Source organism: Streptomyces silvae (assembly GCF_016745505.1).
GTDB lineage: Bacteria > Actinomycetota > Actinomycetes > Streptomycetales > Streptomycetaceae > Streptomyces > Streptomyces silvae.
Genome location: NZ_JAERUC010000080.1, coordinates 19,419 through 45,926 on the forward strand (window position 1 = coordinate 19,419; position 26,508 = coordinate 45,926).

Genomic DNA, 26,508 nt, shown 5'->3' on the forward strand with positions numbered 1-26,508 from the left:
TGTGCGTGTGTGCGTGGTTACTGGTTGCCGCAGGCGGACGCCGTGGCGTCGAGCCAGGGCAGGTCGTGTCCCATCCGGTCCCGCTTGGTGCGCAGGTACCGCAGGTTGTGCTCGCCGGCCTGGACGGGCATGGGTTCACGCCCGGTGACGTCGAGCCCGTGCCGTACGAGCGCGGCGGTCTTGTCCGGGTTGTTGGTCATCAGACGGAGGGTCTGCACGCCGAGGTCGCTCAGGATCTGGGCACCGGCCGCGTAGTCCCGGGCGTCGGCGGGCAGCCCGAGTTCGAGGTTGGCGTCCAGGGTGTCGGAGCCGCGCTCCTGGAGTTCGTACGCGCGCAGCTTGGACAGCAGGCCGATGCCCCGGCCCTCGTGGCCGCGCAGATAGACGACGACCCCGCGGCCCTCGGCCGTGATGCGCTCCATGGAGGTGTGCAGCTGGGGCCCGCAGTCGCAGCGCTGGGACTGGAAGATGTCACCGGTGAGGCATTCGGAGTGGACCCGGACGAGGACGTCCTGGCCGTCACCGATGTCGCCGTGGACGAGGGCGACGTGCTCGACGCCGTCGACGAGCGAGCGGTAGCCGTACGCGGTGAACGGGCCGAAGCTGGTGGGCAGCCGGACCTCGGCCTCGCGGCGCACGGTGGGCTCGGCGCTGCGGCGGTAGGCGATCAGGTCCTCGATGGAGATGATCGTGAGGCCGTGCTTGCGGGCGAACGGGACGAGCTCGGGCAGCCGCAGCATCACCCCGTCCTCGCCGGCGATCTCCACGATGGCGCCGGCGGGACGCAGCCCGGCGAGCCTGGCCAGGTCGACGGCCGCCTCGGTGTGGCCGTTGCGGACGAGGACACCGCCGGAGCGGGCGCGGAGCGGGAAGACGTGGCCGGGGCGCACGAAGTCGCCGGGCTCCGCGTGGCCGCCCGCCAGCATCCGGAGCGTGGTGGCGCGGTCGGCGGCGGAGATCCCGGTGGTCACCCCGTGGGCCGCGGAGGCGTCGACGGAGACGGTGAAGGCCGTCTTCATGGACTCGGTGTTGTGCGCGACCATCTGCGGGAGTTCGAGGCGGTCGAGCTCGTCGGTCTCCATGGGCGCGCAGATCAGACCGCGGCACTCGCTCATCATGAACGCGACGATCTCGGGGGTCGCCTTCTCCGCGGCGATGACGAGGTCGCCCTCGTTCTCCCGGTCCTCGTCGTCGACGACCACGACGGGCCGTCCGGCGGCGATGTCGCGGATGGCCTGTTCGACGGGGTCGAGCGAGAGGTCCTCGAGGGTGCGGTCGTGCAACCAGGTGGGCTGGGCAGTCATGCCGTGGCTCCTTCCAGAGCGGGTGTCCGCGTACGCAGCCACCAGTCGCGCATGCCCCACAGGACGAGGGCGCCGTAGACGACGTAGATGAGACCGGAGAAGGCGAGTCCGCTGTGGAAGTTGAGCGGTACGCCGACGAGGTCGACGAGCAGCCAGGCGAACCAGAACTCGACCATGCCGCGGGCCTGGGCCAGCATCGCGACGAGCGTGCCGGCGAAGATGTACGCGTCCGCCCACGGGCTCCAGGAGAGCGAGGGGAAGGCGGTGAAGAGCCCGCCGACCGCGAGGGTGCCGACGACGGCGCCGCCCAGCAGGTACCCGCGCTCGCGCCAGGTGGCGAAGCGTACGGCGATGGAGCCGTCCTGGGCCTGCTGCCTGCCGCGCGTCCACTGCTGCCAGCCCCAGACGGCGACGGCGATGACGATCAGCTGCTTGCCGACGCTGCCCGCCTGCTGGACGGAGACGTTCGCGGCGACCAGGACGACGCCGGACAGGAGCTGGGCGGGCCAGGTCCAGACCGAGCGGAGCCAGCCGAGGGCGAGGGCTATCAGGCCGATCGTGTTTCCGAGCATGTCCGACCAGATGATGTGCTGCCCGAAGGCGGTGAACGCCTCCGAGTTCAGCCAGTCCAGGGTGCTCATGCGACCGGCTCCCCCGAGTGCGGCGCGACGCCGTGGCCGAGCAGCCGTTCGACGTACTTCGCGAGGACGTCCACCTCGAGGTTGACCGGGTCGCCGGGCTCCTTGATGCCGAGCGTGGTCAGCGCGAGGGTGGTGGGGATGAGGCTGATGGTGAAGTGGTCGGAGGCCGCGTCGACGACGGTCAGGCTCACTCCGTCGACCGTGATCGAGCCCTTCTCCACGACGTAACGGGCCAGCCCGTCGGGGAGGGAGATCTTGACGATCTCCCAGTTCTCGGAGACCCGGCGCTCGACGATGCGGCCCGTGCCGTCGACGTGCCCCTGGACGATGTGCCCGCCGAGGCGGCCGCCGAGCGCCATGGGGCGCTCCAGGTTGACCCGGGAGCCGGCGGCCAGCGCGCCGAGGCTGGAGCGGTCCAGCGTCTCGGCCATGACGTCGGCGGTGAACTCGTCGTCCCCGAGGTCCACGACGGTGAGGCAGACGCCGTTGACGGCGATGGAGTCGCCGTGTTTGGTGCCCTCGGTCACGACGGGGCCGCGCAGTCGGAAGCGGGAGGCGTCGTCGAGCTTCTCGACGGCGGTGACCTCACCCAGTTCTTCGACAATTCCGGTGAACACTCAGTTTCCCTTCCGAGCAGGAACGGGGACGGCGGTGATGCGCAGATCGGGGCCGATACGGACGGTCTCGGTCACATCGAGGCGCAACGCCTGGGAGATGGTGGAGATTCCGGCGTCGGCGAGGGCTGCGGGGCCCGCGCCGAGGAGGACCGGGGCGAGATAGCCGACGACGGTGTCGACCGCTCCCGCGGCGACGAAGGCCCCGGCCAGGGTCGGCCCGCCTTCGAGGAGTACGGAACGGACGCCCCGGGTGTGGAGGGCGGCGAGCAGCGCGCCGATGTCCAGGCCGGGCCCGGTGGCGGCGCGCGGCAGGCGCAGCACGGCGTCCTCGGGGAGGTGTCCGGCCTCGGCGTCGTCGGCGACCGCGATCAGGGTGGGCGCGGACCCGTCGAGGACCCGGGCCCCGGGCCGGACGGCGGTGGCGCCGGTGTCGACGACCACCCGGAGGGGCTGCACGGCACCCTCGACGCCCCGCACGCCCAGCTGGGGGTCGTCGGTACGGGCGGTGCCGGAGCCGACCACCACGGCGTCGGCCTCGGCGCGCAGCCGGTGGACGTCGGCGCGGGCCTCGGGCGAGGTGATCCAGCGGCTGGTCGCGTCGGCGGCGGCGATCCGGCCGTCCAGGGTCGCGGCGTACTTCCACAGGACGTACGGACGGCCGAGGCGGACCGAGGTGAGCCAGGCGGTGTTGCCGGCCTCCGCCTCGTCGGCGAGGAGGCCCTGCTCCACCTGGACGCCGGCGGCGCGCAGGGTGTCGGCACCGCCGGTGGCCTGCGGGTTCGGGTCGCTCACCGCGTACACGACACGCCGGACGCCGGCCTCGACGAGTGCCTGGGCACAGGGTCCGGTGCGTCCGGTGTGGTTACAGGGTTCGAGGGTGACGAGGGCGGTGCCGCCCCGGGCCCGCTCGCCGGCCGCGCGGAGGGCGTGGATCTCGGCGTGCGGCCCGCCGGCGCGCTGGTGGAAGCCTTCGCCGGCCTGTTCCCCGGCGGCGTCGAGGATGACGCATCCGACGACCGGATTCGGGCTGGTGGCGCCGAGTCCGCGGGCTGCGAGCGTGATCGCCCGCCGCATGGCGGTTCTTTCGGCTGCGGTGGCCACCGGGTCCTCCTGCCTCTTCGGGCACGGACTCCGGGGCCTGTCGATGACGACAGATGAAGCGGACCGCAACAGGGGAACGCCGGAAATCGGCTGCACGGACGTGGCACTCCGGAGCATCCCGGAAACCCACGTCCGCCGACGGCGGCGTACCTGTGACAACCCGCCGCGCACTGCCTCCCATCCGGACTTTCACCGTCGGTCCAGGAATCTCACCTGGTCAACCGGCCGCTGGATGCGGACGGGTCGCGGACTATAACCGCCGGTTCGGAATTACACCGACCCCGGAGTGCGCTGCTGCTGGTACACGGTCATTGTGCCACGGCGGTCAACGGTCCATCCGGGTGACTTCTGTGGGACGGGTCACAGAGCGTGGGTGCGGCAGGGCGAACGGTCACCAGGTCCAGGCCTGACGGCTCCCTCGCGGGGCGCGGGGGCGCTCCGTACGGGTGGCTCAGTTCGCGGCCAGCCCCAGGAATCCCGCCCATGCCCGGACGCCGACGGTCAGCATGGGGCCGTCCGGCTGCTTCGAGTCCCGGATGTACACATGCCTGGCCACGGAGGCGACCTCGATGCACTCGCCGCCCTCGGCCCCGCTGTAGCTGCTCTTGAACCAAACCAGCTCCTGGGCGACAGGAGCATCGGTGGTCTTCATAGCTCTCCCAGCAACTTCTCGATGAACACCAGAGACTCCTGTGGAGTCAGAGCCTGCGAACGGATGATCCCATAGCGCGCCGCCACGGAGCGCACCTCGTCGCGATCGGTCAACAGGATGCTGCGCCCCTGCACCTCCAAGTACGCGAGCTGCTCGCCGCTCCTTCGCGTGATCAAGGTGAACGGCCCATCCAGTCCGGCATAGTCCTCGCGAACCGTCGGCATGACCTGGATCTCGACGCTTCGCTGACGCCCCACAAGCAGAATCTGCTCCAGCACGCCCCGCAGCACCGCCCTCCCACCGAACGGCCTCCGCAGTACAGCTTCCTCGATCACGAAGCTCGTCAGGGGAGCAGGCCAACGGTTGAATACCTCCTGCCGCGCAATGCGAGACAACACGCGTTGCTCGATGGTGTCTTGATCAAGCAGCGGCCGACGCATCGCAAGGAGGGCACGGGTGTACTCCTCGGTTTGCAGAAGTCCAGGTACCGCGCTCACCGCGTAGAGGAAGAGTTCCAGCGCCTCAGCCTCCAGCCGCGCGGCGTCCCGGAAGAACGCCGGGTACTGCGACCGCGCCAGCTCCTCCTTCAGGGCCATCAGCAGCCCACCGGCCTCCAGCAACCGGTCCGCCTTGTCGACGAACTCCGGCTGCGGAATGCGCCGCCCCTGCTCGAAGGAGGCCACCGACTGTGCCGCGTACCCCAGCCTCTTCCCGAACTCCGACCGGTCCAGCCCCGCCCGCACCCGCAGCAGCTTCAACTGGCGCCCGAAGGCGACCGCCACGCCGTTCTCCGACTTGCCCTCAGGCTGCGTTCCCGGCGAGGCCACCGCCCCCGCATCCATGGCCGCCTCGTCCTGCGTCATCGCCACCGCCTGTCCCATGTACGTACACGCCTCAGCCCATCGCGTACAACCAGCCTGCGAAGAAAGGGCCTTCGAGGTTCCCGACGGCAGCGCCCGCTCCGGCTCGTCCCACTCGGGCACCGTAACGACCCGCGTGTTCGCACGCACACCGTTCCCGCCGCGTTCCATCGAAGGAGTGGCCCGACGCTCGACACCCGTGAGCCGAGCTTCGAGCGCCGGAAACGGGTCGTTCACTCGTTGGGAGGACATGATCACGGGCGCGGGCCCGACGCTTGAGCTTCGGGATTCGGGAGCCGGGATGCGGACTTCGAGACCCGAGCGATGTTGTTCACCCGGTAGGTGAAAGAAGGGTTTGGGAAAACCTCCCCACCCTCCCTACCCCGTCACAGCCAGCCGGTATGACTAAATGTGATCAGCTTGCGGCGCACCGTCACGCCTGCTTACGGTGCCACCGACGAGTCGACCCCGACGCGGTGCGCAAACACCAGGCCGGGGTCTCACCTCAAGATCGAACGGAAGACGATCTCGTGGCTACCGAGCACCTTAGCTCCGCCCTTCGCGCACCCGCATCCTCGCGCCCGTACGCGAAAGCCCGCCCCGGCTACGGCAAGCGCACTGCAACAGGCCAACGCGCGCCCCGGCCGGACGACTTCGCGCTGATGCCGGAGCGCGAACGGCACATCGCCGGATACGTCGACCGGCTCCCGGACGGCGCGGCCATGGACATCAAGTCGCTCGCCAAGAGCCTCCCGTTGTACGGCCAGATGGCCGTCTCCAGCGCGTTGAAGGCACTCGGAGTGGCCGGACATCTGCGACGCGTACGGTGCCTGGCCGGCGAAGGCGACCAGGTCCGCTGGGTATCCCGCACCTACTGGTCGCGTACCGCCCGCGACAACGAGTGGTGGGACACGTTCCTGACCACCCAGGGCAGCCGCCCCACACCGGAAGCGGCACCCGCTCCCCCGAAAGCCGACGCAGAGGCCCCGGCCCCGACACCCCCCGCGTCCGCACCACACGTCGTGCCCGAGCAGCGCACACAGGCGACGCCCCCGACCGCCTCCTCCCCCGCGTACCTCGCCCTGGCCCAACTCGGCCGCCGGGACACGCGCCTGGCACTCTCCGCAGCCGACTGCCGCACCTTGGAGCCCTTGGCTGCCAGCTGGTTCGCACGCGGCGTGGATACCGACTACCTCACCCAGGCGCTCACCGCAGGCCTCCCCGCGCAGGTCGGCTCCCCCGTGGGCCTCGTACGCCGCCGCCTCACCGACAAACTGCCGCCGCTCGTGGCCAGCGGCCCGACCCCCACCACGACGGTCACGCCGAAGCGCCGCCTCCTCGCGGAGTGCACCGAATGCGGCCGCCCCGGCGCTCCCGAAGCACTCCCCGACGGCCTCTGCCGCGCCTGCCGGGCCACACCGCCGGAGACGCCCGCCACTCCCCCTGCGGAACGCGACGTCCACGCACTGGTGGAAGAGCTGCGCGACCTGACCCGCCTGCCCTGACCCCGTTCCAGCCTGCCCCTCCCGCGTACAGACCCCTCCGTCTCCACGTACATCCAGGCCGCGACAGCGAGTAACCCCTGGTCACGTTCAGTCATTGCGCGCCAGTGTGGAGGAATGACCGACAAGCAGCCGCTACTCCCCGTACGACCGACGCGCGCCCCGTACGCTCAATTCACCTGGCACCACTTCACGTTGCGTTTCAGTTCCACGCCGCGGGGCGCTCGTCTCGCCCGGCGTCTGGCCGGTGAACGTCTCGACGCCTGGGGCATTCCGTACGGGAGTGACGCGCACGATGCGTTGCTGCTGACCGTCGCCGAGCTCAGCAGCAATGCGGTGCGCCATGGTCACGTGTCCGGCCGGGACTTCCGCCTCCGCCTCTCCGCCGAAGGCACGGCCATCCGCATCGAGGTCACCGACACCCGGGGCGAGCGCCTCCCCGCCCCCAACGACTCGGCCTCGCCCGACCAGGAGGGCGGCCGGGGCCTCCTGTTGGTCGCCGCCCTGGCCGATCGGTGGGGCTGGTATCCCTGCGCGGACGGCCCGGGCAAGACGGTGTGGGCGGTCCTGGACGTGTCCCCCGTCGTCGATGCAGCAGGATCCAGCCAGTAGGCGAAGTCACGTTGCACTCGAAAATCCGTGCGTGTGATGATCCTTCGCATGACCACGGGCGGGGACGGGATACCGGAGCAGCAGCGCAGGCGATCACGACTCGCGGACCTGGATGATCTTTCGGAACCGCCTCCCGAGCGGGCGCCCGCTGCGACGTCGGTGGAGGCCGAACGGGACCAGTTGCGTACGGCGCGCCGCGAGTTTGCAGTGCTGCTGGGTGAGTTCCGGCGGACGGCAGTGCTGGTGCCGCTGGACGAAGCCGGCGATCTGTGGTCGGCGCAGCAGAACGGCGTGCGCTGGATCTGTGCCTTCTCGGACGAGGCGGCGTTGGCCCGGTTCGCGCTGGCCCGTGGGGATGCCGGGCGGGAGTGGACGTATCAGGCCGTTCTGGGTGCGCGGTTGCTGGATGTGATGGTGCCGTTGCTGCCGGGGCCGGCGGGAGTGGCGCTGGATGCGGGCAGTGCGGACGGCATGTTGTTCCCGCCGGTGGCGGGCATCGTGCCGGATGCGGTCGCGGTTGATCTCGGGGGGATGCAGTGAGCGGGGAGAACGCGGATCTTCAGGTGCCGCCGGAGGCGTTGGCGGAGATCGCGAAGGGGATCAACCTGGCGCATGCGGAGTTGAAGGAGCTCGGGTTCATCGGTGAGGCGTCGGTGGGCCGGGGGTTCTCGGATCTCGCGCTGTCGGGGCTGGAGCTGGGGCACGGCGGGCTGACGTCGGAGTTCGAGACGTTCTGCAACCGGTGGGAGTGGGGTGTCCGTGCCCTGACGCAGAAGGGCAACGGCTTCGCACTCGGCGTCGGTCTGTCAGCGGGTTCGTACGCGGAGCAGGAGCAGTACGTCAAGGACTCGATCAAGATCGGCGTGAACTCCCTGAACGGCAACCCGCATGCGTCGGAGGACGAGGTCAAGGGGATGAGCTGGGACACGATCAGCACCCAGTCCGCCTACGACAACCCGGACTACAGCCGCGAGTCGTGGGATGCCGCCCAGGCCGAGGTCAAGCAGACCTGGAAGGACACCGCGTACGACGTGGACGACGCCTTGCTCGACTCGATGGAGCGCAACGGGATACTCGATCCGACGGTGCGGGACGCGACGGATGAGCGGCTGAAGGAGCAGCTCGATCCCTCCCAGGAGGTCCTCGATCAGGCCGAGGAGCCGCGGTGGGGGGAGAGTCGCTGATGCCGGACTGGGGGAAGTGGGGCGACGCCCTTTACGACGGTGCGGGCAATCTTGTCGACAAGGGCAAGGAGATCGTCGGCACCGGCATCGACAAGGGCACCGATGTGCTGGGTTCGGGCCTGGAGAAGGTCGGTGCCGACGAGTGGGCGGACAAGGTCGAGGACTGGGGCGATGAGACCGCGTCCTCGCTGGGTGCGAACGTCGGGGAGCAGCAGCTCGGTCAGACCGAGGAAGCCGATGAGCTGATCCATGGACGTCCGGAGAAGATCAGCGCGACGGTGAAGAACCTCCGCGACTTCCAGAAGGCGTTCGATCTCGTCGGCGGCGGGATGAAGAAGCTCGACTCCGGCCATTGGAAGGGCGAGGCCGCCGACGCGTTTCGCGCCAAGTTCCAGACCCTGCCCACCGACTGGGTGCGCGCGGCGGACGCGTTCGAGGACGCGGCCAAGGCGTTGGAGACGTACGCGGGGACGATTACCAGCGCGCAATCGAAGGCCGGTGAGGCTATCGCTCTCTACAAGGAGGGCAAGCGGGACTACGAAACTGCGGCTGCCGCTTTCAAGGAGAAGGCGGAGGCATACAACGCGGTCCGCAACACCGACCATCCGCTTCCGCACCCGGGAACGTTCTCCGACCCGGGCGCAGCCAAACGGCGGCACGCGCAGGAGATCCTGCAACGTGCCCGGCAGGCACGTGACGACGCTGCCGAGACAGCGAAGGGTGCGATCACCGCCGCGATGGCGCACGCCCCGAAGGAACCGACCGGCATGGACCGGGCGAAGCAGGAACTGATCGACTACGGGGTCGGCCAGGGGATGGAGCTGGCCCACTTCGGCGGTGGTGTCATCAAGGGCACGGCGGGACTGGTGAACTTCGTCCGGTCGGTCAATCCCCAGGACCCGTACAACCTGACGCACCCGGCCGAGTACTACAAGGGCGTCAACATGACGCTCGCCGGCCTCACGTCCACCGTCGCCAACCCCGACCGCGCGCTGAAGAACGCCTGGGACGCAGCCAAGGGAGACCCCTCCGAATTCATCGGCCGGCTCGTCCCCGAGCTCATCGGCACCAAGGGCGGCGGCCTGATCAAGAGCGGTCTACGGGCCGGGATGAAGGACCTGCCCAAACGCCCGAACGGTACTCATCGCCAAGGCCACGAGCGCAATCCCGACTCCAACGGGCAGCAGTGCAGCAAGGTCAAGTGCGCCGGAGACCCCGTTGATGTCGCCACCGGGCGCATGCTGCTTCCGCAGACGGACATCGTGCTGCCGGGCTCACTGCCACTCGTCTTCGAGCGCGTCTTCGACTCCTCGCACCGCGCCGGCCGCTGGTTCGGTTCCGGCTGGTCGAGCACGGTCGACCAACGCCTGGAGATCGATGCGGAAGGCGTGGTGTTCAGCTGCAACGAAGGCAGCCTGCTCGCCTATCCGCACCCGGCCCCTGGCGTCCCCGTCATGCCCACCCACGGCCGGCGCTGGCCCCTGGACCGGGTTGCCGACGGCTACACCATCACCGACCCCGAGACAGGCCAGGTCAGGCACTTCGTCGACCAGCCCACCGGGGAGCTGGCGCTCCTGGCCCAGATCGACGACCGTAACGGCCGCTGGATCGCCTTCGAGTACGACGAGGCGGGCGCTCCGACGTCGATCGTGCACCACGGCGGCTACCACCTGAAACTCACCACGCGCGAAGGCAGGGTCACCGCCCTGCACCTGGCAGGCGCCGCCCCCGACGGCACCGATCAGGAGATTCACCGCTACGGCTACACCGACGGCCACCTCACCACTGTCACCAACTCGTCGGGCAAACCCCTGCGCTTCGACTGCGACGAACTGGGCCGCATCACTGCGTGGACGGACACCAACGGCAGCCAGTACGAGTACGTCTACGACGAACACGACCGCTGCGTCTACCAGGCCGGCACCAACGGCCACCTCGAAGCCCACTTCACCTGGGACGACACCGACCCCGACACCGGTCTGCGCATGACGTCGATGACGGACGGCCTCGGCCACACCACGCGCTACGTGGTCAACGACCGCGCCCAGGTCGTCGCCGAGATCAACGCGCTCGGCGCGGTTACCCGCTACGAGCACGACCGCTACCACCGGCTCCTGTCAGTCACGGACCCGCTCGGACACGTCATCCGATCCGCGTACGACGAGCACGGCCGTCTCACATCGGTGGTCCGACCGGACGGGCGAGACATGACCGCCGAATACAACGCCCTCGGGCTACCGGTGCGCGTCAAGGGTGCGGACGGGACAATCACCCGACAGACCTACGACGAGCGCGGCAACCGCACTTCGGTGACCGATTCCGCCGGCTTGACCAGTCGCTTCGCGTACGACGAGGCGGGAAACCTGACGCTCGTGACCAAGCCGCTCGGTCACACCGTCCGCGTGGCCTGCGACCGGACCGGGCTGCCCTCGGCGATCGCTGACCCGCTGGGCGCGGTGACCCGCTACGAGCGCGATGCCTTCGGCTGTCCCATCGCCATCACCGACCCGACCGGTGCCACAATTCACCTGGAATGGACGGTGGAAGGCAGGCTGTCCCGCCGTACAGCGCCGGACGGCGCGAGCGAGTCGTGGACGTATGACGGTGAGGGTAACTGCACCAGCCACACCAATCCCATGGGTGCGGTCAGCCAGTTCGAGTACACCCACTTTGATCTGCTCGCTGCTCGCACCGACGCGGCCGGGGTTCGCCACGAGTTCGAGCACGACACCGCACTGCGGCTGACGAAGGTTGTCAATGCGCAGGGTATGACATGGAGTTATAGGTATGACGCGGCCGGTCGCCTGACATCCGAGACCGACTTCGACAACCGCTCTCTGACCTACACCCACGACGCAGCGGGCAGGCTGGTTTCCCGCACCAACGCCCTGGGCCGGATGGTTCGGCTCGAGCGGAACGAGCTGGGCCAGGTAGTCCGCAAGGACGCGACTGGTGAGGTCACTACCTACGCTTACGATCTGACCGACCAGGTAGCGCAGGCCACCGGACCAAGCGGCAGCACACTCACGGTGCTACGGGATCGATTCGGCCGAGTGCGCGAGGAGGCGATCGACGGCCGCGTCATGGCCTATTGGTACGACGAGCTCGGGCGTCGCACGGGCCGTAGGACACCGTCCGGCGCGACGACGACATGGTCGTACGACCCAGCTGGCCGGCGCATCGGCATGCTAGCCGCCGACTGGACCATCGACATCGCCTACGACGAGGCCGGCCGCGAGGTCACACGCCACATCGGTGAGACGCTGACCCAGCAGCAAACCTTCGATGCCCTGGGCCGCCTCAGCACCCAGGCGGTGGTGGGAGAGGGCGGCAGCCTGATTCAGCAGCGGACGTATAGCTACCGCGCCGACGGTCATCTCCTCGGTGTCCTCGACCGCCTATCCGGCTCCCGCCGCTTCGACCTCGACGTGGTCGGCCGGGTGACGGCAGTGCACGCGGCCAACTGGACCGAGTCTTACGCCTACGACGAGGCAGACAACCAAACCCAGGCGGCCTGGCCACCGGGCCACCCCGAACAGGAGGCCGCGGGCCCTCGCACCTACGTGGGAACCCGCATCATCCGTGCCGGCAATGTCCGCTACGAGCACGACGCCCTCGGGCGCGTCACCCTCCGGCAGAAGACCCGCCTGTCCCGTAAACCAGATACCTGGCGCTATGAGTGGGACGCCGAGGACCGCCTCACCTCGGTTGTCACCCCAGACGGCACCCACTGGCGCTATACGTACGATCCGCTGGGGCGCCGCACCGCGAAACACCGTGTGGGAAAGGACGGAGAAACCATCGTCGAACAGGTGGAGTTCACCTGGGACGACACGACCTTGTGCGAACAGACCACCACATCCACCGAGCTGCCCCACCCGGTCACTCTCACCTGGGACCACCAAGGCCTGCGGCCCGTGGCACAAAGGGAACGCATCACCGCCGCCGATACCCCGCAGGAAGAAATAGACTCGCGGTTTTTCGCCATCGTCACAGATTTGGCGGGCACACCCAGCGAACTCGTCGACGAAGAGGGCCGGATCGCATGGCGCACGCGGAGCACGCTATGGGGTATGACCACCTGGGCCGCGAACAGCACCACCTACACGCCACTACGCTTCCCAGGGCAGTACTTCGACCCCGAAACGGGCCTGCACTACAACTACTTCCGCCACTACGACCCCACGACAGCCCGGTACCTGACCGCAGACCCGCTCGGCTTGGAAGCCTCGCCCAATCCGGTCGCGTACGTGCGCAACCCACACGCATGGATCGATCCGCTCGGGCTCGCACCCTGTCCGTACATGGATGTCTACCCCAGCGGGAAGGGAATTGTGGCGGAGTTGGACTCCCAGGGCATCATGAGTCTGGTTATCGAGAAGGGGCCAGACACCCCGCGCGGTTCAGCGATGTTCGATAACGCCATAAGAAATTTCGGAGATGATGTGCAAGGCGTCAAGGGGTACTGGCAGAACGGAGGGACCCTGCGAGACAATTTGGACTCCTTCAATTCTGCCGCACGGAACTCCTCCCCCGGTGACATGCAAGCCCTTGAATCTGCAGCACGATCCACATTCACCGGAAAAATGGCCGCGCGCCACGGCTTCACAGAAGTCGACATCGTCGAACTGAGGGGCCCACACGGAGATTACAGTCACGTCGGTGTAATATTCAAACCACCTCTACCCTAGCCACCCAAAGAAAGAGGCACGGAAAATTCATGAGTAACGAGTTCATACAGCAGGCCGCGAACACCCTTCGGACGGCTCACCGCCAAGGATCGGGGGCGACAGAGCTTGGAACCTTGGCAAAGGACACCCTTGGCCCTGCATTCGGCCCGGTTTCCTTCGTCGCCGTTTTTAGCAGCGCATTCGGAATTCCGATAGACGTCCTCCAGCGAGCGCTCGCCTGGCAAGGGTTCAATCCCAGCACTAACGCCATCTCGGATGAAGAGTTCACAGATCTCCTCGCCAAGTGGCTCGGCGAGTCGGCTAGCGAATAAAATTCCTCCATTCCTCCTGAACTGAGGGTAGATACGTAACCGATTTCGATTTACAGAACCCCCTCTCAAGGACATCGCAGAGGTCGTTCTGTTCGTGGCCGCTACCCCGGATCCCGCTCGCGCAGGGTTCAGGCGAGCCCCTATGTCTCGCCTGAACCGACAACAGGAGGGCCAAGAATCCAAGCCCACCGGAACGCTGTCTGCTGTTGGTCGCCTGCACCCGCGCGCGGGACAGTCTGTACGTGTCGTGGTGGGGCGAGGCGAGCCATTTCCTGGTGGAGGCGGGGGCCGTCGGGTACCCGAGCTGAGGAGCCGTCCCGGGCCTGACCTGAACGGGTCCACCACCCAGCCAGGCCCCTCGCTCATCCCCCCGCGCCGAACAGCACGTCCTGCGCCGCCTCGCGGGCCGCGAACAGGGCGCCGCTCAGGACCGCGCCGCCGCCCAGCGTCCCTGCTCTGACCTCCGTACGCAGCGGTGACATCCGGGCCAGTCGCTCCTCCACCCGCGCGGCGAGTGCGTCGCCGCCGGCTCGGCCCACCTCGCCCGCCAGGACCAGGCAGCCGGGGTCCAGGACGGAGACCACGGAGGCGGCTCCCAGGGCCAGGCGGTCGGCCAGTTCGGAGAGGAACGCCTCACCGGCCGTGCCGCCGGCCCGCAGGGCGGTCCGGACGGCGAACGCCGCGGCGGGGTCCTGCTCCTGAGCGGCGTCCGCCGTCGCGTCCCGCGCCGCGATGCCGTGTTCCGCGGCCAGTTCGCAGACGGCGGCCGAGCCCACCAGGGAGTGAAAGCCCCCGTCACAGTTGACCGCCGACGGGACGCCCGGGGTGCCGGGCACCGGCATGAAGCCGATCTCCCCCGCTCCGCCCGAGGCGCCGCGCCGCAGCTTCCCGTCGAGCATGACGGCGGCGCCGATGCCGTGGCCGAGCCAGAGCAGCACGAAGGTGTCGCGGTCCTGGGCGGCTCCGACGCGGTGTTCCGCCACGGCTGCGAGGTTGGTCTCGTTCTCCACGAGGACGGTGGCGGAGAGGCGCTGCTGGAGTTCCCTGACCAGGCCCCCGTGCCAGGCGGGCAGACCGGCGGTGTCCCTGAGTTCGCCGGTGACGGGGTCGATCAGGCCGGGAGCACCGATGCCGACGCTGTGCAGCGGGGCCGTGCCCGCGGTGCGGGCGGTGCGCTCCAGCATCGCCACGGCGCGCTCGACGGCCGGCCGCGTCCCGGTGTCGCTGCCGATCGGCAGGGTGGCCTCGGCGAGCGTGACGCCGAGCAGATCCGCGACGACCACGGCGACGCTGTCCGTCCGTACGTCGAGGGCGGCGAGGTGCGCGCGGTCGGCGACGATCCCGTACAGCCGGGCGTTGGGGCCCCGCCGGTCCGAGCCGCTCTCCCCCACGACCCGGACCAGGCCGGCGTCCTGGAGGCGTTCCACGAGGTCGGCGACCGTGGGACGGGACAGGCCGGTCAAGGTCTTCAGCTGCGTGGCCGTCAGCGGGCCGTCCTGCTGGAGGTGTCGCAGGGCGAGCCGGTCGTTGATGGCCCGGGCGGTGCTCGGAGATGCGGGCATGCCGGGATCCTTCCAGATCGATGAGGGGCCGGGCGCCGTGAGGGTTATTTATCAGGCAGGGTTCCTGATAGTTTACGGCCCGCACCGCGTGAGGCGGCGCCGGGGACACCGGCGGGCCGGAATTCTCAGGGGAGGGCACGGCGTATGACACAGGAACCAGCGGTCCCGGTCTTCGGCATGGGGCAGATCAGCAGGGCCAGATACGCGGTCGCCGCGGTCTTCGCCGTGCACGGGGCGGTGACCGGCAGCTTCGCCACCCGGGTCCCCTGGATCCAGGACCATGCCTCGGTGAGCGCGGGCCAGCTCGGTCTCGCGCTCGCCTTCCCCGCCATCGGCGCCTCGCTGGCCATGCCGCTGGCCGGCAGCGTCAGCCACCGCTTCGGGGCCCGGACGGCCCTGCGCGTCCTGCTGGCGATGTGGACGCTCGCGCTGATCCTGCCGGCGCTCTCGCCGAATCTGCTCACCCTCTGCGCGGCCCTGTTCGTGTACGGGGCAGCCGCGGGCATGTCCGACGTGGCGATGAACGCGCTGGGCGTCGAGGTGGAGAACCGGCTCAACAGGTCGATCATGTCCGGGCTGCACGGCTGGTGGAGCGTGGGCGCCCTGATCGGTTCGGCCGCGGGCACGGTCGCGGCACACATCGGGGCCGACGCCCGGCTCCACCACACCCTGGCCGCGCTGGTGCTCACCGCGATCGGCCTGATCGCCTGCCAGGGCGTCCTGGACCTGCGCAGCCTGCCCGACGAGGAGGCGCCGCCGCGCTTCACCCTGCCGCCGAAGTCGGCGCTGGTCATCGGCGCGGTGGGCTTCTGCGCGGTGTTCGCGGAGGGGGCCAGCATGGACTGGTCGGCGGTCTACCTCAGGGACATCATGGGCAGCTCCGCCGGGCTCGCCGCGGCGTCGACCACGGCCTTCGCCCTGATGATGGCCATCGCCCGGATCGCCGGCGACAAGGTCGTCGACCGCTTCGGGTCGGTACGGACCGTACGCGTCGGAGGCTTCCTGGCCACGGCCGGCGGGCTGCTCGTGGTCCTGGCCCCCGGCCCCGCGCTCGCGCTCTGCGGCTTCGGGCTGATGGGCCTGGGTGTGGCGGTCGTCGTCCCGCTGGCGTTCGCCGCCGCCGGGCGCACCGGCTCGAACCCGAGCCGGGCCATCGCGGGCGTGGCCACCATCACGTACACCTCCGGGCTCATCGCCCCCTCCGCGATCGGCTCGCTGGCGGAGGCGACCTCGCTGCTCGCGTCCTTCGGCCTGGTCACGGTGCTGGCGTTCGGGCTGGTCCTGGGCGCGGGTGTGCTGCGGGCGGGCGACCGCAAGGTCGCGGAGAGCGGTGCCCCGCAGCAGGCGCCGGCCGGCAGCCCGGCGGAGGGCTGACCTCGCCCCTCGGGGGCACCTCGGTCGGAACGATTGGTTCCGGCGGGCAGGGCCGCGCGCGGAAGCGGACCGCCGCGGCACTACCATGGCTCTGATCTTTTTCCGCGGGTGGACCCCCAGGGCGCACCGCACACACCAATCAGGGAGCGACCATGGGCGGCCTCGGCGTGCGCTGGACCTTGCACGGCGACGGGAAGACCCCCGCACCGGGGGCTGTCGTACGCCCCGACGAGCGGCTCTCCTGGCCCCGTACGTTCGGGCTCGGCGCCCAGCACGTGGTGGCGATGTTCGGCGCGTCCTTCGTGGCGCCCGTCCTGATGGGCCTCGATCCGAACCTCGCCATCATGATGTCCGGTGTCGCGACCGCCATCTTCCTGCTGGCGACGAAGGGCCGGGTGCCCAGCTATCTGGGGTGCTCGCTCTCCTTCGTGGGTGTGGCGGCCACCATCCGGGCCAGCGGCGGCACCAGTGCCACGGTCACGGGCGCGGTCCTGGTGGTCGGTGCCGTGCTGTTCCTGATGGGGCTCGTGGTGCAGCGGTTCGGCGCGCGGATCATCCACGCGGCGATGCCGCCGGTGGTGACCGGTGCCGTCGTGATGCTGATCGGCTTCAACCTGGCGCCCGTCACCGCGTCGACGTACTGGCCCCAGGACCAGTGGACGGCGCTGCTGGTGATGCTGTTCACCGGGCTCGCCGTGGTGTGCCTGCGCGGGTTCTTCTCCCGTATCGCGATCTTCCTCGGGCTCGTCTTCGGCTATGTCCTGTCCTGGGTGCTCGACCTGGTCTTCGGGAAGATCCACTCCCCGGCCGGCGGCGCCGAGGCGGTCGACCACTGGCGTCTTGACCTGTCGGCCGTGGCGGACGCGGACTGGATCGGGCTGCCGTCCTTCCACGCGCCGAGCTTCGAGTGGTCCGCGATCCTGGTCGCGCTACCGGTCGTCATCGCCCTGATCGCCGAGAACGCCGGCCATGTGAAGGCCGTCGGGGAGATGACCGGCGACTCGCTCGACGACAAGCTGGGCACGGCCATTGCCGCGGACGGCGCCGCCTCGATGCTGTCCACGGCCGTCGGCGGCCCGCCCAACACGACGTACTCCGAGAACATCGGCGTGATGGCGGCGACCCGGGTCTACTCCACCGCCGCGTACTGGGCCGCCGCCTTCTTCGCGCTGCTCTTCGGCCTCTGCCCCAAGTTCGGCGCGGTCGTCGCAGCGATCCCCGGCGGGGTGCTGGGCGGGATCACCGTCATCCTCTACGGCATGATCGGCCTGCTGGGCGCCCAGATCTGGCTGAACGCCAAGGTCGACCTGCGCAACCCGCTCAACCTCGTGCCGGCCGCCGCGGGCATCATCATCGGCGTCGGTGGTGTCAGCCTGAAGATCACCGACAACTTCGAGCTGAGCGGTATCGCCCTCGGCACGCTCGTCGTGATCACCGGCTACCACGCGCTGCGGGCGTTCGCCCCGGCGCACCTGAAGACGCAGGAGCCCCTGCTCGACTCGGGGACGTCCCAGTACGACGAGGAGCCCCCGGCCGACGCTTCCTGACGGGGGTGCCTGCTCCGGGCCAGGGGGGCGGAGGCTCTCCTCCGGCATTTCCGCCGGAACCCCCGTGGCCTCGGTCCGGGACGGTAACTTTGGCCCATGCGTACCCATGAAGCAGCCGGGCAGACGCACGACACACCGCATGTGACGCCTGCCAGGAGCAGCCGTGGCCCGCGCACCCCGGGGGCGTTCCAGGGGTCCGCCGGCAACGCGGTCGTCACTCACATGGTCACGGTGTCCCGGATGATGAACGAGGACGAGTTCAAGCAGGGCACGGGGGGCACCGCACGGCGCGGCCGTTCCGAGATCACCGAGGTGGACAGGGCGCTCGCGGCGTTCTACGCGCTGCCGGATGCCAGACAGGGAGCCAGGCTGCTCGCCCTCAAGGACATCGTCAGGGCGTGCGGCGACTACGTCGCCCACAAGGGCGGCGCGGGCTCACGGGTCGGGGGCACGCGGCGGCTCGGCGAGCAGGCCCAGGCGGCGCAGGGGCAGTTGGACGCCGAGGCGGTCTTCCGAGACCTGCTGACCGTGATCGACCGGACGATGGAGGAGGGGAAACACCCGGGCCTCGACCTCCGCGATCCCGCCGGCGAAGCCCTCAAGGCGTCCCAGTCCCTCCCCGCGGGCAGGTTCCACGCGATGATGGGGGACTTCGTCCAGAAGCTGGGGGCGCTGCGCGAGGACGAGACGCTGCCCGAGGAGACGCGGTCGGTCATCGGGGAGCTGATGGCTGTGGTTCCGCTGGTGACCGTGATGCAGTACCCACAGGGTGGCAGGGCCGGCATGAAGCTCGACCCGGCCGCCCCCGAGGACGCCCCGGCGTTCACCTTCAACGTCGACACCCAGGTCAGGGGCGGCACCTCCTTCCTGCTGGGACACATCGCCCATGAGCTGACCCATGTCGCGGCACATCAGGCGTTCGGCAGCAGCCCTGTGATGGAGCTGGTGCGGTCCGGAGCGACCGACCAGGAGGTCGCGGCGCTGGCGACGGAGCGTCAGCAGACGCTCGCCGATCTGAAGGCGGCCCTGGCCGGAAACGGCGAGTTCGACGACTTCCAGCGGGACATGCTGGAGGAGAAACTGGTCTACGGTGCCCAGCCGGAGAAGCTGGAGCAGTACGCGAGCTCCTTCGAGAAGGCGCGCAAGATCACCGCCGCACAGAAGGAGCGCCTCGTCGGCTGGGGCAAGGCGGCCGGAAACGCCTCCGGCACCCTGGTCGAGTACGACACCGTGCTCAACCAGATGCTGATCTACCTGCACATGTGGCAGATCAGCCAGGACAACCCCTTCTACGTACGGCTGCGGGCGGCGGCCCAGGCGGCGTACGCCCGTCGGAGCCGCGCCCGTGCGGGCGGGTCGGAGGACCAGCCGGCCCAGCCGCCGCGGGACTGATCGCAACCGGCCCCGGTCAGCCGCGCTGGAAGAACTCCACCTCCGCCAGGGCCAGTTGGCGCCCCGAGGACAGGTCCACCGGCTCGCGCAGGACCAGGCGCACCGTCTTCACGTCGCTGAGAGCGATGTGCATCGGCTGCGGATCCGGCTTGTCGTTGAGGTTCAGTTCCTTGTGCTGCCGCTCGCCGTCCTCCGTCGTCACCTCCAGGTCGATCCGGAGCGCGCGTGCCTCGTCGGTGTAATGCTCCGCGTCTCTCGACGGGCCGTTGCTGATGATCACTTCGACCAGGCGGAACGGCTGACGGAAGGTGTACGTCACCGACGCGCCCTCCGCGGGTGCACCCCAGTAGCTGTTGTTCACCCCGTCCACGGTGTTCTTCGCAGGATGCCCGGGCGATGCGGCGCTCGCCTCGGTGCTCACCGGGGTGATGGGCACGGCCTTGCCCAGCTTGTCCCGGGTGTCCTCGAACAGCACGCGTCCGACGGGGAGCAGCAGGACGGCGCCCGCGCACAGCGCCACCACCACGGCCAGGATCACCAGGAACCGTACAGCCCTGCCCGAACTCGCCCGCACCCTGCGGCGGAACGGCCACACCGTCCGCCACCACGGCAGCGCCTCGGGCTTCGCGGCGGGGTTCAGCGGGGTCGCGCAACGCCGGCAGAACCGGCGGCCGGGCGGGTTCGGGGTGCCACAGGAGGGGCAGGGCGCGCCCACCACCTCGTCGGGCGCCTCCACGGGGCGCACGACCGGGCGGGGGGCCACGGCCTTCGCGGGGCGTACGGGCTGGATGGGGGCGGGTGCCGTGGACGCCCCGGCCGTGGCGGCGGGGCCACCGGCGCGGGCCGGGGGCGGCGCCGGAGCGGCCGGCGGGCGGGCGGTGTCGGGCGGTGCGGCAGGCGGTAAGGGGGGTGGGGCTCCGGCGGCCGGGCCGGGGGCCGGGGGCTCCGAAACCGTGGGGCCGGGGCCGGGTGGGCGCGTGGCCGGCGGAGCCGGGGACGTACCGGAGGCCGCGGACTGGGCGGGCATACGCGACGACGGCTCCGCAGGCGCCATCGACGGGGGCTCCGCGGGCTCACCCGACGGCGGCGCACCCGGCGGCGGCTCCGCGGGCGTACTCGGCGTCGGCTCCGGCGACGTGCCAGAAGGCGCCGGATCGTCCGACCACCCCAGGTACGTCCCGCAGTTGCCGCAGAAGTCGTCCGTGGGGCCGTTGGACGCCCCGCACACGGGACAGGCGCGCACGGCGTCACCTCCCTTCGTCGGTGGGCGGGCCGGGCAGGATCTCCACCCGGCAGACGGTGTGCACCGGGCACATGGCCCTCACGACCGCGTGGACCCGCGCCGGGTCGGCCTGGCCCCCTCGGTCCGGCCACACCCGCACCAGGACCTCGGCGGGAGGCTCGGGCGGGAGGTCGGCTCCGGGGGTGCTCGACCACACCGCGCCGCCGTCCCCGACGACCTCGGCGTGCACGCCGAGCGCGAGCCGCAGCGCCTCGACCAGGCCGCGCCGGGTACCGCTCCAGCGGTGCAGCTCGACCGCGCGGGCCACCGTCTCGCGGCGTCGCTCCACCGGCCACTCCGGGTCGTCGGCGGCGCCCACCCAGGACGCCAGCCAGGCCAGGAAGTCGGCCGGGGCCACCCGGGGGTCGAGATAGGCGGACAGGTTGTCGAGGGTCGCGAACACCGGGGCGAGAACGGTGTCCAGCCCTGCGGTGAAGCGCTGCGCGAAGTCGTCGTCGGCGTACAGCGCGGGCAGCTGCCCGCCGATCGGGTGCGGGCTCGGCAGCCCGGGTATCGCGGCACGGCTCATCCGCGTACCTCCGGCTCCAGGGGCGTGACGACCACCTGGTGCTGGTAGGAGAAGACCAGCGCGCCCGCGGCCACGTCGACGCGGTCCGTCGGGGCGCCGCGCCGCCCGGTGATCGGGTCGGCGGGGAACAGCAGGATCTCCTCGATCAGCGCGTTGCCGGTGGCGCGTTGCAGGACACCGAAGACATCGCCGTACTGGACCGGTCGTCCGAAGGGCCAGCCGGTGCCGTCAGCGCCGCCGACGAGCGGGTTGAGGTGGTGGAACAGGGCGGCCAGGGCCGCGTCGCGGACGCGGTCGGTGTCGGCCGGGGCCGCCGCCAGCCTGGCGACGACGGTGACGCCCTGGTAGACCGGCGGCTCGACGACCAGGCGGGTGCCGATCAGCCGGCGTTCGTCGAGGCTCGCGGTGATCGTCCGCAGGATCTGGTCGGAGGGGATGAGCTGTTCGAACCGGAGGCGGTCGTCCCCCTCGTCGGCCACGGCGTCCGGGACCACCAGCACCCGTACCGCGCCCGCGCCTTCGGCGGCGGGCAGGCAGCGGACCCGGCGTACGGAGGGCGCCGCCTGGCCGGCGATGATCTCGTAGTCCGCGGTGGTGACGGCGCGTTCCTGCATGCGCAGCGCGTCCGGTGCCCGCAGACGGGCGTTGGCGAGGGTCTCGCCGCTGACGCCGCCACCGGCCGACTCCCGGTTGACGACCCGCGCGACGTAGGGGACGGAGCTGCGCAGCAGGGAGATCGCGCCGCGGGCCACATTGCCCGCGGGGCCGCCGCCGGTGCGGTAGCGGGCGACCCGGATCCGGGCCCCCTTGGGCGGTACGGCGCCGCACTGCCGCAGGGTGCCGTCCGGTTCGCGCAGCGCCGGCGGGAAGGTGAACTCGCCGGTGGTGGCGTCGACCTGGACATGGCGGTCGGCCGGGCCCGAGCGGCCGAAGTGCTCGACCAGGTCCCAGCGCTGCCAGCCCTCGGCCGAGGAGACCTCCACCACGGGGGGCTCGCGGTCGAGGAGGACCGGCGGGCGGCCGAGCCGGAACGTCTGCCCGGCGACGCCCTCCGACGTGCCGAGCGGTACGTCGGTCTCGCTCTCGGCGTGCTCGACGGTCATGGTGCCGCCCACCGTGAACACGGATGCCTCGCGCACCGTCGGGGACTCGGAGTAGAAGGGCTGGTCCGGCTCCGCCTCGGTGACCCGGCAGCGCAGCCAGCCGGCCCGGGTCCCGCCGATGACCGACGCGGTGTGGCCGGCCGGCACGTACACGATGATCTCGCCGGGCCGGTTCAGGCCGCCGGTGGAGTCCTCGCCGGTCTCGCACACCTGCCAGCCGCCGCCGTCCCACGCCTCCCACACCAGCGGGGGCTGGCGCGGGTCGACGCCGATGCCCTCCACGCGGCTGTCCAGGTTCACCGCGACCACGCAGCGCGGCACCGCCGTCGGCAGGCCGAACAGCAGCGCGTCACCGGGCCGGGGTGCCGCCTGGAAGGCGGGGATGTCGCGGCCTTCGGTGAGCTCACCGGTCCGGTCGGTCTGCTCACCGCCGCGGAACGCGGTCACCAGCCGGATCAACTCACTGGGCACGATGCGCAGTTCGTCCGTGGTGGCGAACACCACCGCCTCGTCGGCCTCGCCGCCCGCGGTGGCCACCTCCGTGCCCGGACTCAGGGTCACCGTGTCGGGCTGCGGTGCCGACAGCCAGAAGTCGACCTCGGCCACGGCAGCGGCCGGCGGGAACAGGCGGATGCCGAGCAGGTCCAGGAAGGCGGTGTAGTTCTTGTCGGGGACCCGGTTCAGCCGGTACAGCAGCTGGTCCACGAGGTAGGCGAACGTCTCGATGAGGGTGACGCCGGGGTCGGAGACATTGTGGTCGGTCCACTCCGGGGCGCGCTGCTGGACATAGCGTTTCGCCTCGTCGACCAGCTGCTGGAACCGCCGGTCGTCCAGGTTCGGGGAGGGCAGGGCCATCAGGCGGCGCCCCATTCCTCGGCCCCCTCCTCGGAGGGGATCGTGTAGAAGGGAAAGACCAGGTTGCGCCGGTCGTTGGTGGAACGCAGGGTGTAGTGCACGTCGATGTAGAGGGTGCCGTCCTCGACGGCGTCGAACGCGACCACCACGTCGTCGACCGCGATACGCGGCTCCCACCGCTCCAGCGCCTCGCGCACCTGCTGGGCGATCCGTCCGGCGGTGGCACCGTCGCCGGGCGCGAAGACGTAGTCGTGGATGCCGCAGCCGAACTCGGGGCGCATGGGCCGCTCGCCGGGCGCGGTGCCGAGAACCAGGCGGATCGCCTCCTCGATCTCCCGCTCCCGTTCGACCATGCCGATCCCGCCGGTCGGCCCGACGCGCAGCGGGAACGCCCAGCCTCGGCCGATGAACCGGTCGCTCATCAGACGCCGCCGATCAGGACGTTCAGGGCACCGCCCACGATCATCGCGCCGCACGTGGTCCTGTCACGCATCTTCGCGGCCGGCAGCCCGCCGATGAGCACCTGGCCCCGGACGAGCGAGGCCGGATCGGGCAGGACCACGTTGCCCGGCCCCAGGAGCGCGTGCGGGGGCACCACGCAGGTGTGCACACTGCCCGGAGGGCCGGGAAGGCCCGTGGTCACGGCCGCCGGGCGGCCGCCGATCAGCACCCGCGCCACCGCCTGGGCGGCGGGGCCGGCCGGCAGGGCGATCACGCCGCCGTGGTTGGTGGGATCACCGGTACGGGCTGCGGCCGGCATGCGGACTCCTTGGGAACGAGGGGACTGTCGGCAGGAGAGGTCAGTTGATCCGGATGAGCTTGGCCTTGAGGACGCCCAGCAGACCGCCGTCGACGGTGACGTCCGACGAGCCGTTGACGCTCACGGTCCGGCCGCCGATCTTCACCCCGACCCGGCCCTGGATGTCCACGTTCCGGCCCGAGACGCTCACGTCGCCACGCCCCGCGTCCAGCGTGATGCCCTTCTTGTCGAGCAGGACGGAGCTGAGGGGCCGTCGGCGGCCCTTCCCGGCGTAGACGGTCAGCTCGATCCGGTCCCGCCGGTTGTCCAGGAACACTTCGAGGCGCTCGTCGGCGCTCGTCACCCGGACCCCGGACGGACCGGGTGCCCGTGCGTCCAGCAGTTCCACCCGGTGCCCTGAACGCGACACGAGGGAGCGCCGGTTGACCTTCCCGGTCGTCCTGTCGACCAGCGGGACGTCGTGCGGCGAGGGCTTGTCCACGCCGTTGTAGAGCCCGCCGATGACGTACGGACTGTCCAGCAGGCCCTGTTCGAAGCCGACCAGGACCTCGTCGTTGACCTCCGGGCTGAACACGCCGCCACCGCCCTTGCCGCCCCACTGCACGGTGCGCACCCAGTCGGTGACGTACGTGTCGTCCAGCCAGGGGAACTTCAGTTGTACGCCGCCGGACTCGGCGCCACCGGGTTCGCGCACCCCGGTCACCACGCCGATGGCCAGACCGGGCATGCGGGGTCCGCGGCCGGATGCGTTCCCGCCGGTCACCAGGCCCGTCAGGGAGCGGTCCGTGCCGGCGCTCACCCACACCGTCGTGCGGTATCCGCCGTGCGGTTCGAGGACGTGCTGCACCGCCGTCGCCGTGTACTTCCCGGAGAACGCCTGCCCGACGTTGCCGAGCGCCACGGGCACGCCCGCCCTCAGCTTGGGGTTGCCCAGGACCAGCGCCTCCAACTCGCCGAACCCGGCGCTGACCTCGGCGGCCACGGCATCCGCGACGGCCTCCGTCTCGGCGAGGGAGCGGTACGGGGTGTCCGTGACGGTCAGCTTCGACGACGTGCCGAACCGGGCGGCGAACGCCGGGCTCAGCCCCGGCATCACCGTGTCGCTGTCCACCGACGGCTTGCGGGCCACCAGGGGCTGCTTGTTGGCGACGTCCCAGCCGCGCACCTCCACCTGCTGCGCGCCGGCCGCGGCCGACAGCGACGCCCGCAGGGCCAGCAGGTTGCCTCCGTGCTCCAGCACCATCGGGCTGCGGGTGGCCGAGGTCGACGGGGCGGGCGCGCCGGACGCCTTCCGCTGCTTGGTGAACTGCAGCAGCCCCATGTCGTCGACCCGCACCTGCGCGCCGCTCTCACCCGCCAGGAACTGCAGGAAGTCCCAGTCGGACACGTTGGCCTGCGACAGCTGCTGGTAGGTGACCGGCTCGGCGTCGACCTTCCCGCAGGCCAGCCCGGCCCCGGCGGCCACCTTGCGGACGATCGCCGCCGCCGTCATGTTCCGGTACGCCACGACCTTGCGGCCCCGCTGAAGACGGTGCTCCTTGGAATGGGCGCGCACCACCGTGAAGGAGCCCGTGCGGTCCCGGTCCAGCTCCAGGGCGGTCACCTCGCCGCCGAACAGCCGCTCGCGTGCCTGCCCGGAGACGGTCACCACCGACACCTTCAGCGGGGTGCCGATGGTGATACCGACGTCCTGGAGGAACTCGTGGTCGGGGTCGCGGAAGGTGAGGACAGCCGAGTCCGGCAGGCCCACGTTCTCGTCGACCACGCAGTTCACCAGCTGGGCGGCCCAGATCCGCGGGAGTTCGGCCGGCGTCTCGATGACCGGGTCGGCGGCGAACGACCGGCCGCCCCGCGCCTCGGGTGTGCTCACTGGTCCTCCTCCGCGCCCGCGTCACGCAGCCCCGGCACCACCAGTTCGGTGCCGGGTACGAGAGTCATCGGGTCGTCGATGTCGTTGGCCTCCGCGATGACCCGCCAGGCCGTCGCGTCGCCGTACTCCCGCCAGGCCAGCAAGGCCAGGCTGTCGCCCGCCACCACGGTGTGCGTACTGCGGGCACTGCGCGCCCCGGACGTCGGGTTCTGGCCCGCCGGGTCGACACTCGCCTCCTCGACGGACAGCGCGCAGGTGGCTCTCAGCGGCTTGCCGTCCACGTCGAACAGCGTGTAGCTCACCGACAGGCTCGACAGCACCCCGTCGAACGACGTCGTCCGCGCCGTGCCCCACTCGAACCGCACCCACGGGCTGGCCGGCTTCTTACGGCCCAGGCTGGCCGGGGTCGGCACGCACCCCTTCATCAGCTTCTCCACCGCCAGCTCCACGGAGTTGTCGTGGGTGGCAGTGGCGTCCAGGAACACCTCCAGGGAGAGCGTGCGCGGGCCGCTGCCGACGAACTCCGGCAGCGCCGACTGCCCCGCCATCCGGGACGGGGTGCGCCGCCACTCGGTGCTCTTGCTCAGCTCCAGGGTGGAGGGGTTGAACTGGAGGTTCAGCCGCGCGATGGTCCCGCCGGGCTTGGCACCGACGGAGGCGGGGGGCTCCTTCAGCGTCAGCTGGGCCCTGGCCCGGCTGGAGCGTGCTGGGGACACAGCAGGACCTCCTTTCCTGGGACGGCGTGTCGGGGGCGGAGTG

The 26,508-nt window shown here is 70.6% G+C and carries 23 protein-coding genes and 1 riboswitch; of the genes, 9 read left to right on the forward strand and 14 right to left on the reverse strand.

Annotated features, from left to right (window positions below; translation table 11 throughout):
- Window positions 1-17 precede the first annotated feature (17 nt).
- From JKV81_RS10710 to JKV81_RS10735, 6 genes are all read right to left on the reverse strand, one after another.
- On the reverse strand, window positions 18-1,304 hold the full coding sequence (locus JKV81_RS10710; protein ID WP_124279780.1) for a bifunctional 3,4-dihydroxy-2-butanone-4-phosphate synthase/GTP cyclohydrolase II: 1,287 nt from the start codon (window positions 1,302-1,304) through the stop codon (window positions 18-20).
- A complete protein-coding gene (locus JKV81_RS10715) occupies window positions 1,301-1,945 on the reverse strand; it encodes a nicotinamide mononucleotide transporter family protein (protein ID WP_099176922.1) in 645 nt (214 codons plus the stop codon). Before JKV81_RS10715 ends, JKV81_RS10710 begins: the two co-directional genes overlap by 4 nt.
- Window positions 1,942-2,562 carry a riboflavin synthase gene (locus JKV81_RS10720; protein ID WP_202075522.1) on the reverse strand — a complete coding sequence of 207 codons (621 nt, stop codon included), beginning with the start codon at window positions 2,560-2,562 and terminating at the stop codon, window positions 1,942-1,944. The genes JKV81_RS10715 and JKV81_RS10720 overlap by 4 nt, the downstream gene beginning before the upstream one ends.
- The gene (gene ribD / locus JKV81_RS10725) at window positions 2,563-3,663 is read right to left on the reverse strand and encodes a bifunctional diaminohydroxyphosphoribosylaminopyrimidine deaminase/5-amino-6-(5-phosphoribosylamino)uracil reductase RibD (protein ID WP_202075523.1); all 1,101 of its coding nucleotides are present in this window, start codon (window positions 3,661-3,663) and stop codon (window positions 2,563-2,565) included.
- A 163-nt stretch (window positions 3,664-3,826) separates the two neighbouring features.
- A riboswitch (FMN riboswitch) is annotated at window positions 3,827-3,957 on the reverse strand.
- A gap of 157 nt (window positions 3,958-4,114) precedes the next feature.
- Entirely contained in the window at window positions 4,115-4,315 is a 201-nt protein-coding gene (locus JKV81_RS10730; RefSeq protein ID WP_202075525.1) for a DUF397 domain-containing protein, read from the reverse strand.
- The gene (locus JKV81_RS10735) at window positions 4,312-5,178 is read right to left on the reverse strand and encodes a helix-turn-helix domain-containing protein (RefSeq protein WP_202075527.1); all 867 of its coding nucleotides are present in this window, start codon (window positions 5,176-5,178) and stop codon (window positions 4,312-4,314) included. The genes JKV81_RS10730 and JKV81_RS10735 overlap by 4 nt, the downstream gene beginning before the upstream one ends.
- A gap of 527 nt (window positions 5,179-5,705) precedes the next feature.
- On the opposite strand from JKV81_RS10735, the gene JKV81_RS10740 reads away from it, so the two are divergent.
- The 6 genes from JKV81_RS10740 to JKV81_RS10765 all read left to right on the forward strand — a co-directional run bounded on the left by JKV81_RS10740 (window position 5,706) and on the right by JKV81_RS10765 (window position 13,475).
- Window positions 5,706-6,680 carry a MarR family transcriptional regulator gene (locus JKV81_RS10740; protein WP_202075529.1) on the forward strand — a complete coding sequence of 325 codons (975 nt, stop codon included), beginning with the start codon at window positions 5,706-5,708 and terminating at the stop codon, window positions 6,678-6,680.
- Between the two features lie 114 nt (window positions 6,681-6,794).
- Window positions 6,795-7,289, forward strand: a complete 495-nt coding sequence (locus JKV81_RS10745; protein ID WP_202075531.1) for an ATP-binding protein — start codon at window positions 6,795-6,797, stop codon at window positions 7,287-7,289.
- Between the two features lie 48 nt (window positions 7,290-7,337).
- The gene (locus tag JKV81_RS10750) at window positions 7,338-7,829 is read left to right on the forward strand and encodes an SseB family protein (protein ID WP_202075536.1); all 492 of its coding nucleotides are present in this window, start codon (window positions 7,338-7,340) and stop codon (window positions 7,827-7,829) included.
- Window positions 7,826-8,473 carry a hypothetical protein gene (locus tag JKV81_RS10755; RefSeq protein ID WP_202075537.1) on the forward strand — a complete coding sequence of 216 codons (648 nt, stop codon included), beginning with the start codon at window positions 7,826-7,828 and terminating at the stop codon, window positions 8,471-8,473. Before JKV81_RS10750 ends, JKV81_RS10755 begins: the two co-directional genes overlap by 4 nt.
- Entirely contained in the window at window positions 8,473-13,164 is a 4,692-nt protein-coding gene (locus JKV81_RS10760; protein ID WP_202075538.1) for a putative T7SS-secreted protein, read from the forward strand. Before JKV81_RS10755 ends, JKV81_RS10760 begins: the two co-directional genes overlap by 1 nt.
- A gap of 29 nt (window positions 13,165-13,193) precedes the next feature.
- Window positions 13,194-13,475, forward strand: coding sequence for a hypothetical protein (locus JKV81_RS10765; RefSeq protein WP_129261275.1), 282 nt, complete (start codon window positions 13,194-13,196; stop codon window positions 13,473-13,475).
- A gap of 362 nt (window positions 13,476-13,837) precedes the next feature.
- On the opposite strand, the gene JKV81_RS10770 is transcribed toward JKV81_RS10765, so the two are convergent.
- Window positions 13,838-15,037, reverse strand: a complete 1,200-nt coding sequence (locus tag JKV81_RS10770; protein WP_202075540.1) for an ROK family transcriptional regulator — start codon at window positions 15,035-15,037, stop codon at window positions 13,838-13,840.
- Window positions 15,038-15,181: 144 nt separating this feature from the next.
- Between JKV81_RS10770 and JKV81_RS10775 the strand changes: the two genes are divergently transcribed.
- The 3 genes from JKV81_RS10775 (at window position 15,182) to JKV81_RS10785 (ending at window position 19,350) form a co-directional block, all read left to right on the forward strand.
- Entirely contained in the window at window positions 15,182-16,411 is a 1,230-nt protein-coding gene (locus tag JKV81_RS10775; RefSeq protein WP_202075542.1) for an MFS transporter, read from the forward strand.
- Window positions 16,412-16,563: 152 nt separating this feature from the next.
- Window positions 16,564-17,958 carry a uracil-xanthine permease family protein gene (locus JKV81_RS10780; RefSeq protein WP_129261281.1) on the forward strand — a complete coding sequence of 465 codons (1,395 nt, stop codon included), beginning with the start codon at window positions 16,564-16,566 and terminating at the stop codon, window positions 17,956-17,958.
- A gap of 96 nt (window positions 17,959-18,054) precedes the next feature.
- A complete protein-coding gene (locus JKV81_RS10785; RefSeq protein WP_129261283.1) occupies window positions 18,055-19,350 on the forward strand; it encodes a hypothetical protein in 1,296 nt (431 codons plus the stop codon).
- A gap of 16 nt (window positions 19,351-19,366) precedes the next feature.
- On the opposite strand, the gene JKV81_RS36165 is transcribed toward JKV81_RS10785, so the two are convergent.
- From JKV81_RS36165 to JKV81_RS10820, 7 genes are all read right to left on the reverse strand, one after another.
- Window positions 19,367-20,113, reverse strand: a complete 747-nt coding sequence (locus tag JKV81_RS36165; RefSeq protein WP_236056308.1) for a zinc ribbon domain-containing protein — start codon at window positions 20,111-20,113, stop codon at window positions 19,367-19,369.
- A gap of 484 nt (window positions 20,114-20,597) precedes the next feature.
- Window positions 20,598-21,161, reverse strand: coding sequence for a phage tail protein (locus JKV81_RS10795; protein ID WP_202075551.1), 564 nt, complete (start codon window positions 21,159-21,161; stop codon window positions 20,598-20,600).
- Window positions 21,158-23,119, reverse strand: a complete 1,962-nt coding sequence (locus JKV81_RS10800) for a putative baseplate assembly protein (RefSeq protein ID WP_202075597.1) — start codon at window positions 23,117-23,119, stop codon at window positions 21,158-21,160. The genes JKV81_RS10795 and JKV81_RS10800 overlap by 4 nt, the downstream gene beginning before the upstream one ends.
- Window positions 23,119-23,541: a GPW/gp25 family protein gene (locus JKV81_RS10805; protein ID WP_129261289.1), complete on the reverse strand. Its 423-nt coding sequence runs from the start codon at window positions 23,539-23,541 to the stop codon at window positions 23,119-23,121. The genes JKV81_RS10800 and JKV81_RS10805 overlap by 1 nt, the downstream gene beginning before the upstream one ends.
- A complete protein-coding gene (locus JKV81_RS10810) occupies window positions 23,541-23,879 on the reverse strand; it encodes a PAAR domain-containing protein (RefSeq protein WP_129261292.1) in 339 nt (112 codons plus the stop codon). The genes JKV81_RS10805 and JKV81_RS10810 overlap by 1 nt, the downstream gene beginning before the upstream one ends.
- A gap of 40 nt (window positions 23,880-23,919) precedes the next feature.
- Window positions 23,920-25,749: a VgrG-related protein gene (locus tag JKV81_RS10815; RefSeq protein ID WP_202075552.1), complete on the reverse strand. Its 1,830-nt coding sequence runs from the start codon at window positions 25,747-25,749 to the stop codon at window positions 23,920-23,922.
- Entirely contained in the window at window positions 25,746-26,465 is a 720-nt protein-coding gene (locus tag JKV81_RS10820) for a CIS tube protein (RefSeq protein WP_129261296.1), read from the reverse strand. The genes JKV81_RS10815 and JKV81_RS10820 overlap by 4 nt, the downstream gene beginning before the upstream one ends.
- Between the last annotated feature and the right edge of the window lie 43 nt (window positions 26,466-26,508).

Bases quoted from the DNA above. Each gene is read 5' to 3' on its own strand.
- JKV81_RS10710 (WP_124279780.1), bottom strand. From the start codon at position 1,304: ATGACTGCCCAGCCCACCTGGTTGCACGACCGCACCCTCGAGGACCTC.
- JKV81_RS10715 (WP_099176922.1), bottom strand. From the start codon at position 1,945: ATGAGCACCCTGGACTGGCTGAACTCGGAGGCGTTCACCGCCTTCGGG.
- JKV81_RS10730 (WP_202075525.1), bottom strand. From the start codon at position 4,315: ATGAAGACCACCGATGCTCCTGTCGCCCAGGAGCTGGTTTGGTTCAAG.
- JKV81_RS10735 (WP_202075527.1), bottom strand. From the start codon at position 5,178: ATGACGCAGGACGAGGCGGCCATGGATGCGGGGGCGGTGGCCTCGCCG.
- JKV81_RS10745 (WP_202075531.1), top strand. From the start codon at position 6,795: ATGACCGACAAGCAGCCGCTACTCCCCGTACGACCGACGCGCGCCCCG.
- JKV81_RS10750 (WP_202075536.1), top strand. From the start codon at position 7,338: ATGACCACGGGCGGGGACGGGATACCGGAGCAGCAGCGCAGGCGATCA.
- JKV81_RS10760 (WP_202075538.1), top strand. From the start codon at position 8,473: ATGCCGGACTGGGGGAAGTGGGGCGACGCCCTTTACGACGGTGCGGGC.
- JKV81_RS10765 (WP_129261275.1), top strand. From the start codon at position 13,194: ATGAGTAACGAGTTCATACAGCAGGCCGCGAACACCCTTCGGACGGCT.
- JKV81_RS10770 (WP_202075540.1), bottom strand. From the start codon at position 15,037: ATGCCCGCATCTCCGAGCACCGCCCGGGCCATCAACGACCGGCTCGCC.
- JKV81_RS10775 (WP_202075542.1), top strand. From the start codon at position 15,182: ATGACACAGGAACCAGCGGTCCCGGTCTTCGGCATGGGGCAGATCAGC.
- JKV81_RS10780 (WP_129261281.1), top strand. From the start codon at position 16,564: ATGGGCGGCCTCGGCGTGCGCTGGACCTTGCACGGCGACGGGAAGACC.
- JKV81_RS10785 (WP_129261283.1), top strand. From the start codon at position 18,055: ATGCGTACCCATGAAGCAGCCGGGCAGACGCACGACACACCGCATGTG.
- JKV81_RS10795 (WP_202075551.1), bottom strand. From the start codon at position 21,161: ATGAGCCGTGCCGCGATACCCGGGCTGCCGAGCCCGCACCCGATCGGC.
- JKV81_RS10800 (WP_202075597.1), bottom strand. From the start codon at position 23,119: ATGGCCCTGCCCTCCCCGAACCTGGACGACCGGCGGTTCCAGCAGCTG.
- JKV81_RS10805 (WP_129261289.1), bottom strand. From the start codon at position 23,541: ATGAGCGACCGGTTCATCGGCCGAGGCTGGGCGTTCCCGCTGCGCGTC.
- JKV81_RS10810 (WP_129261292.1), bottom strand. From the start codon at position 23,879: ATGCCGGCCGCAGCCCGTACCGGTGATCCCACCAACCACGGCGGCGTG.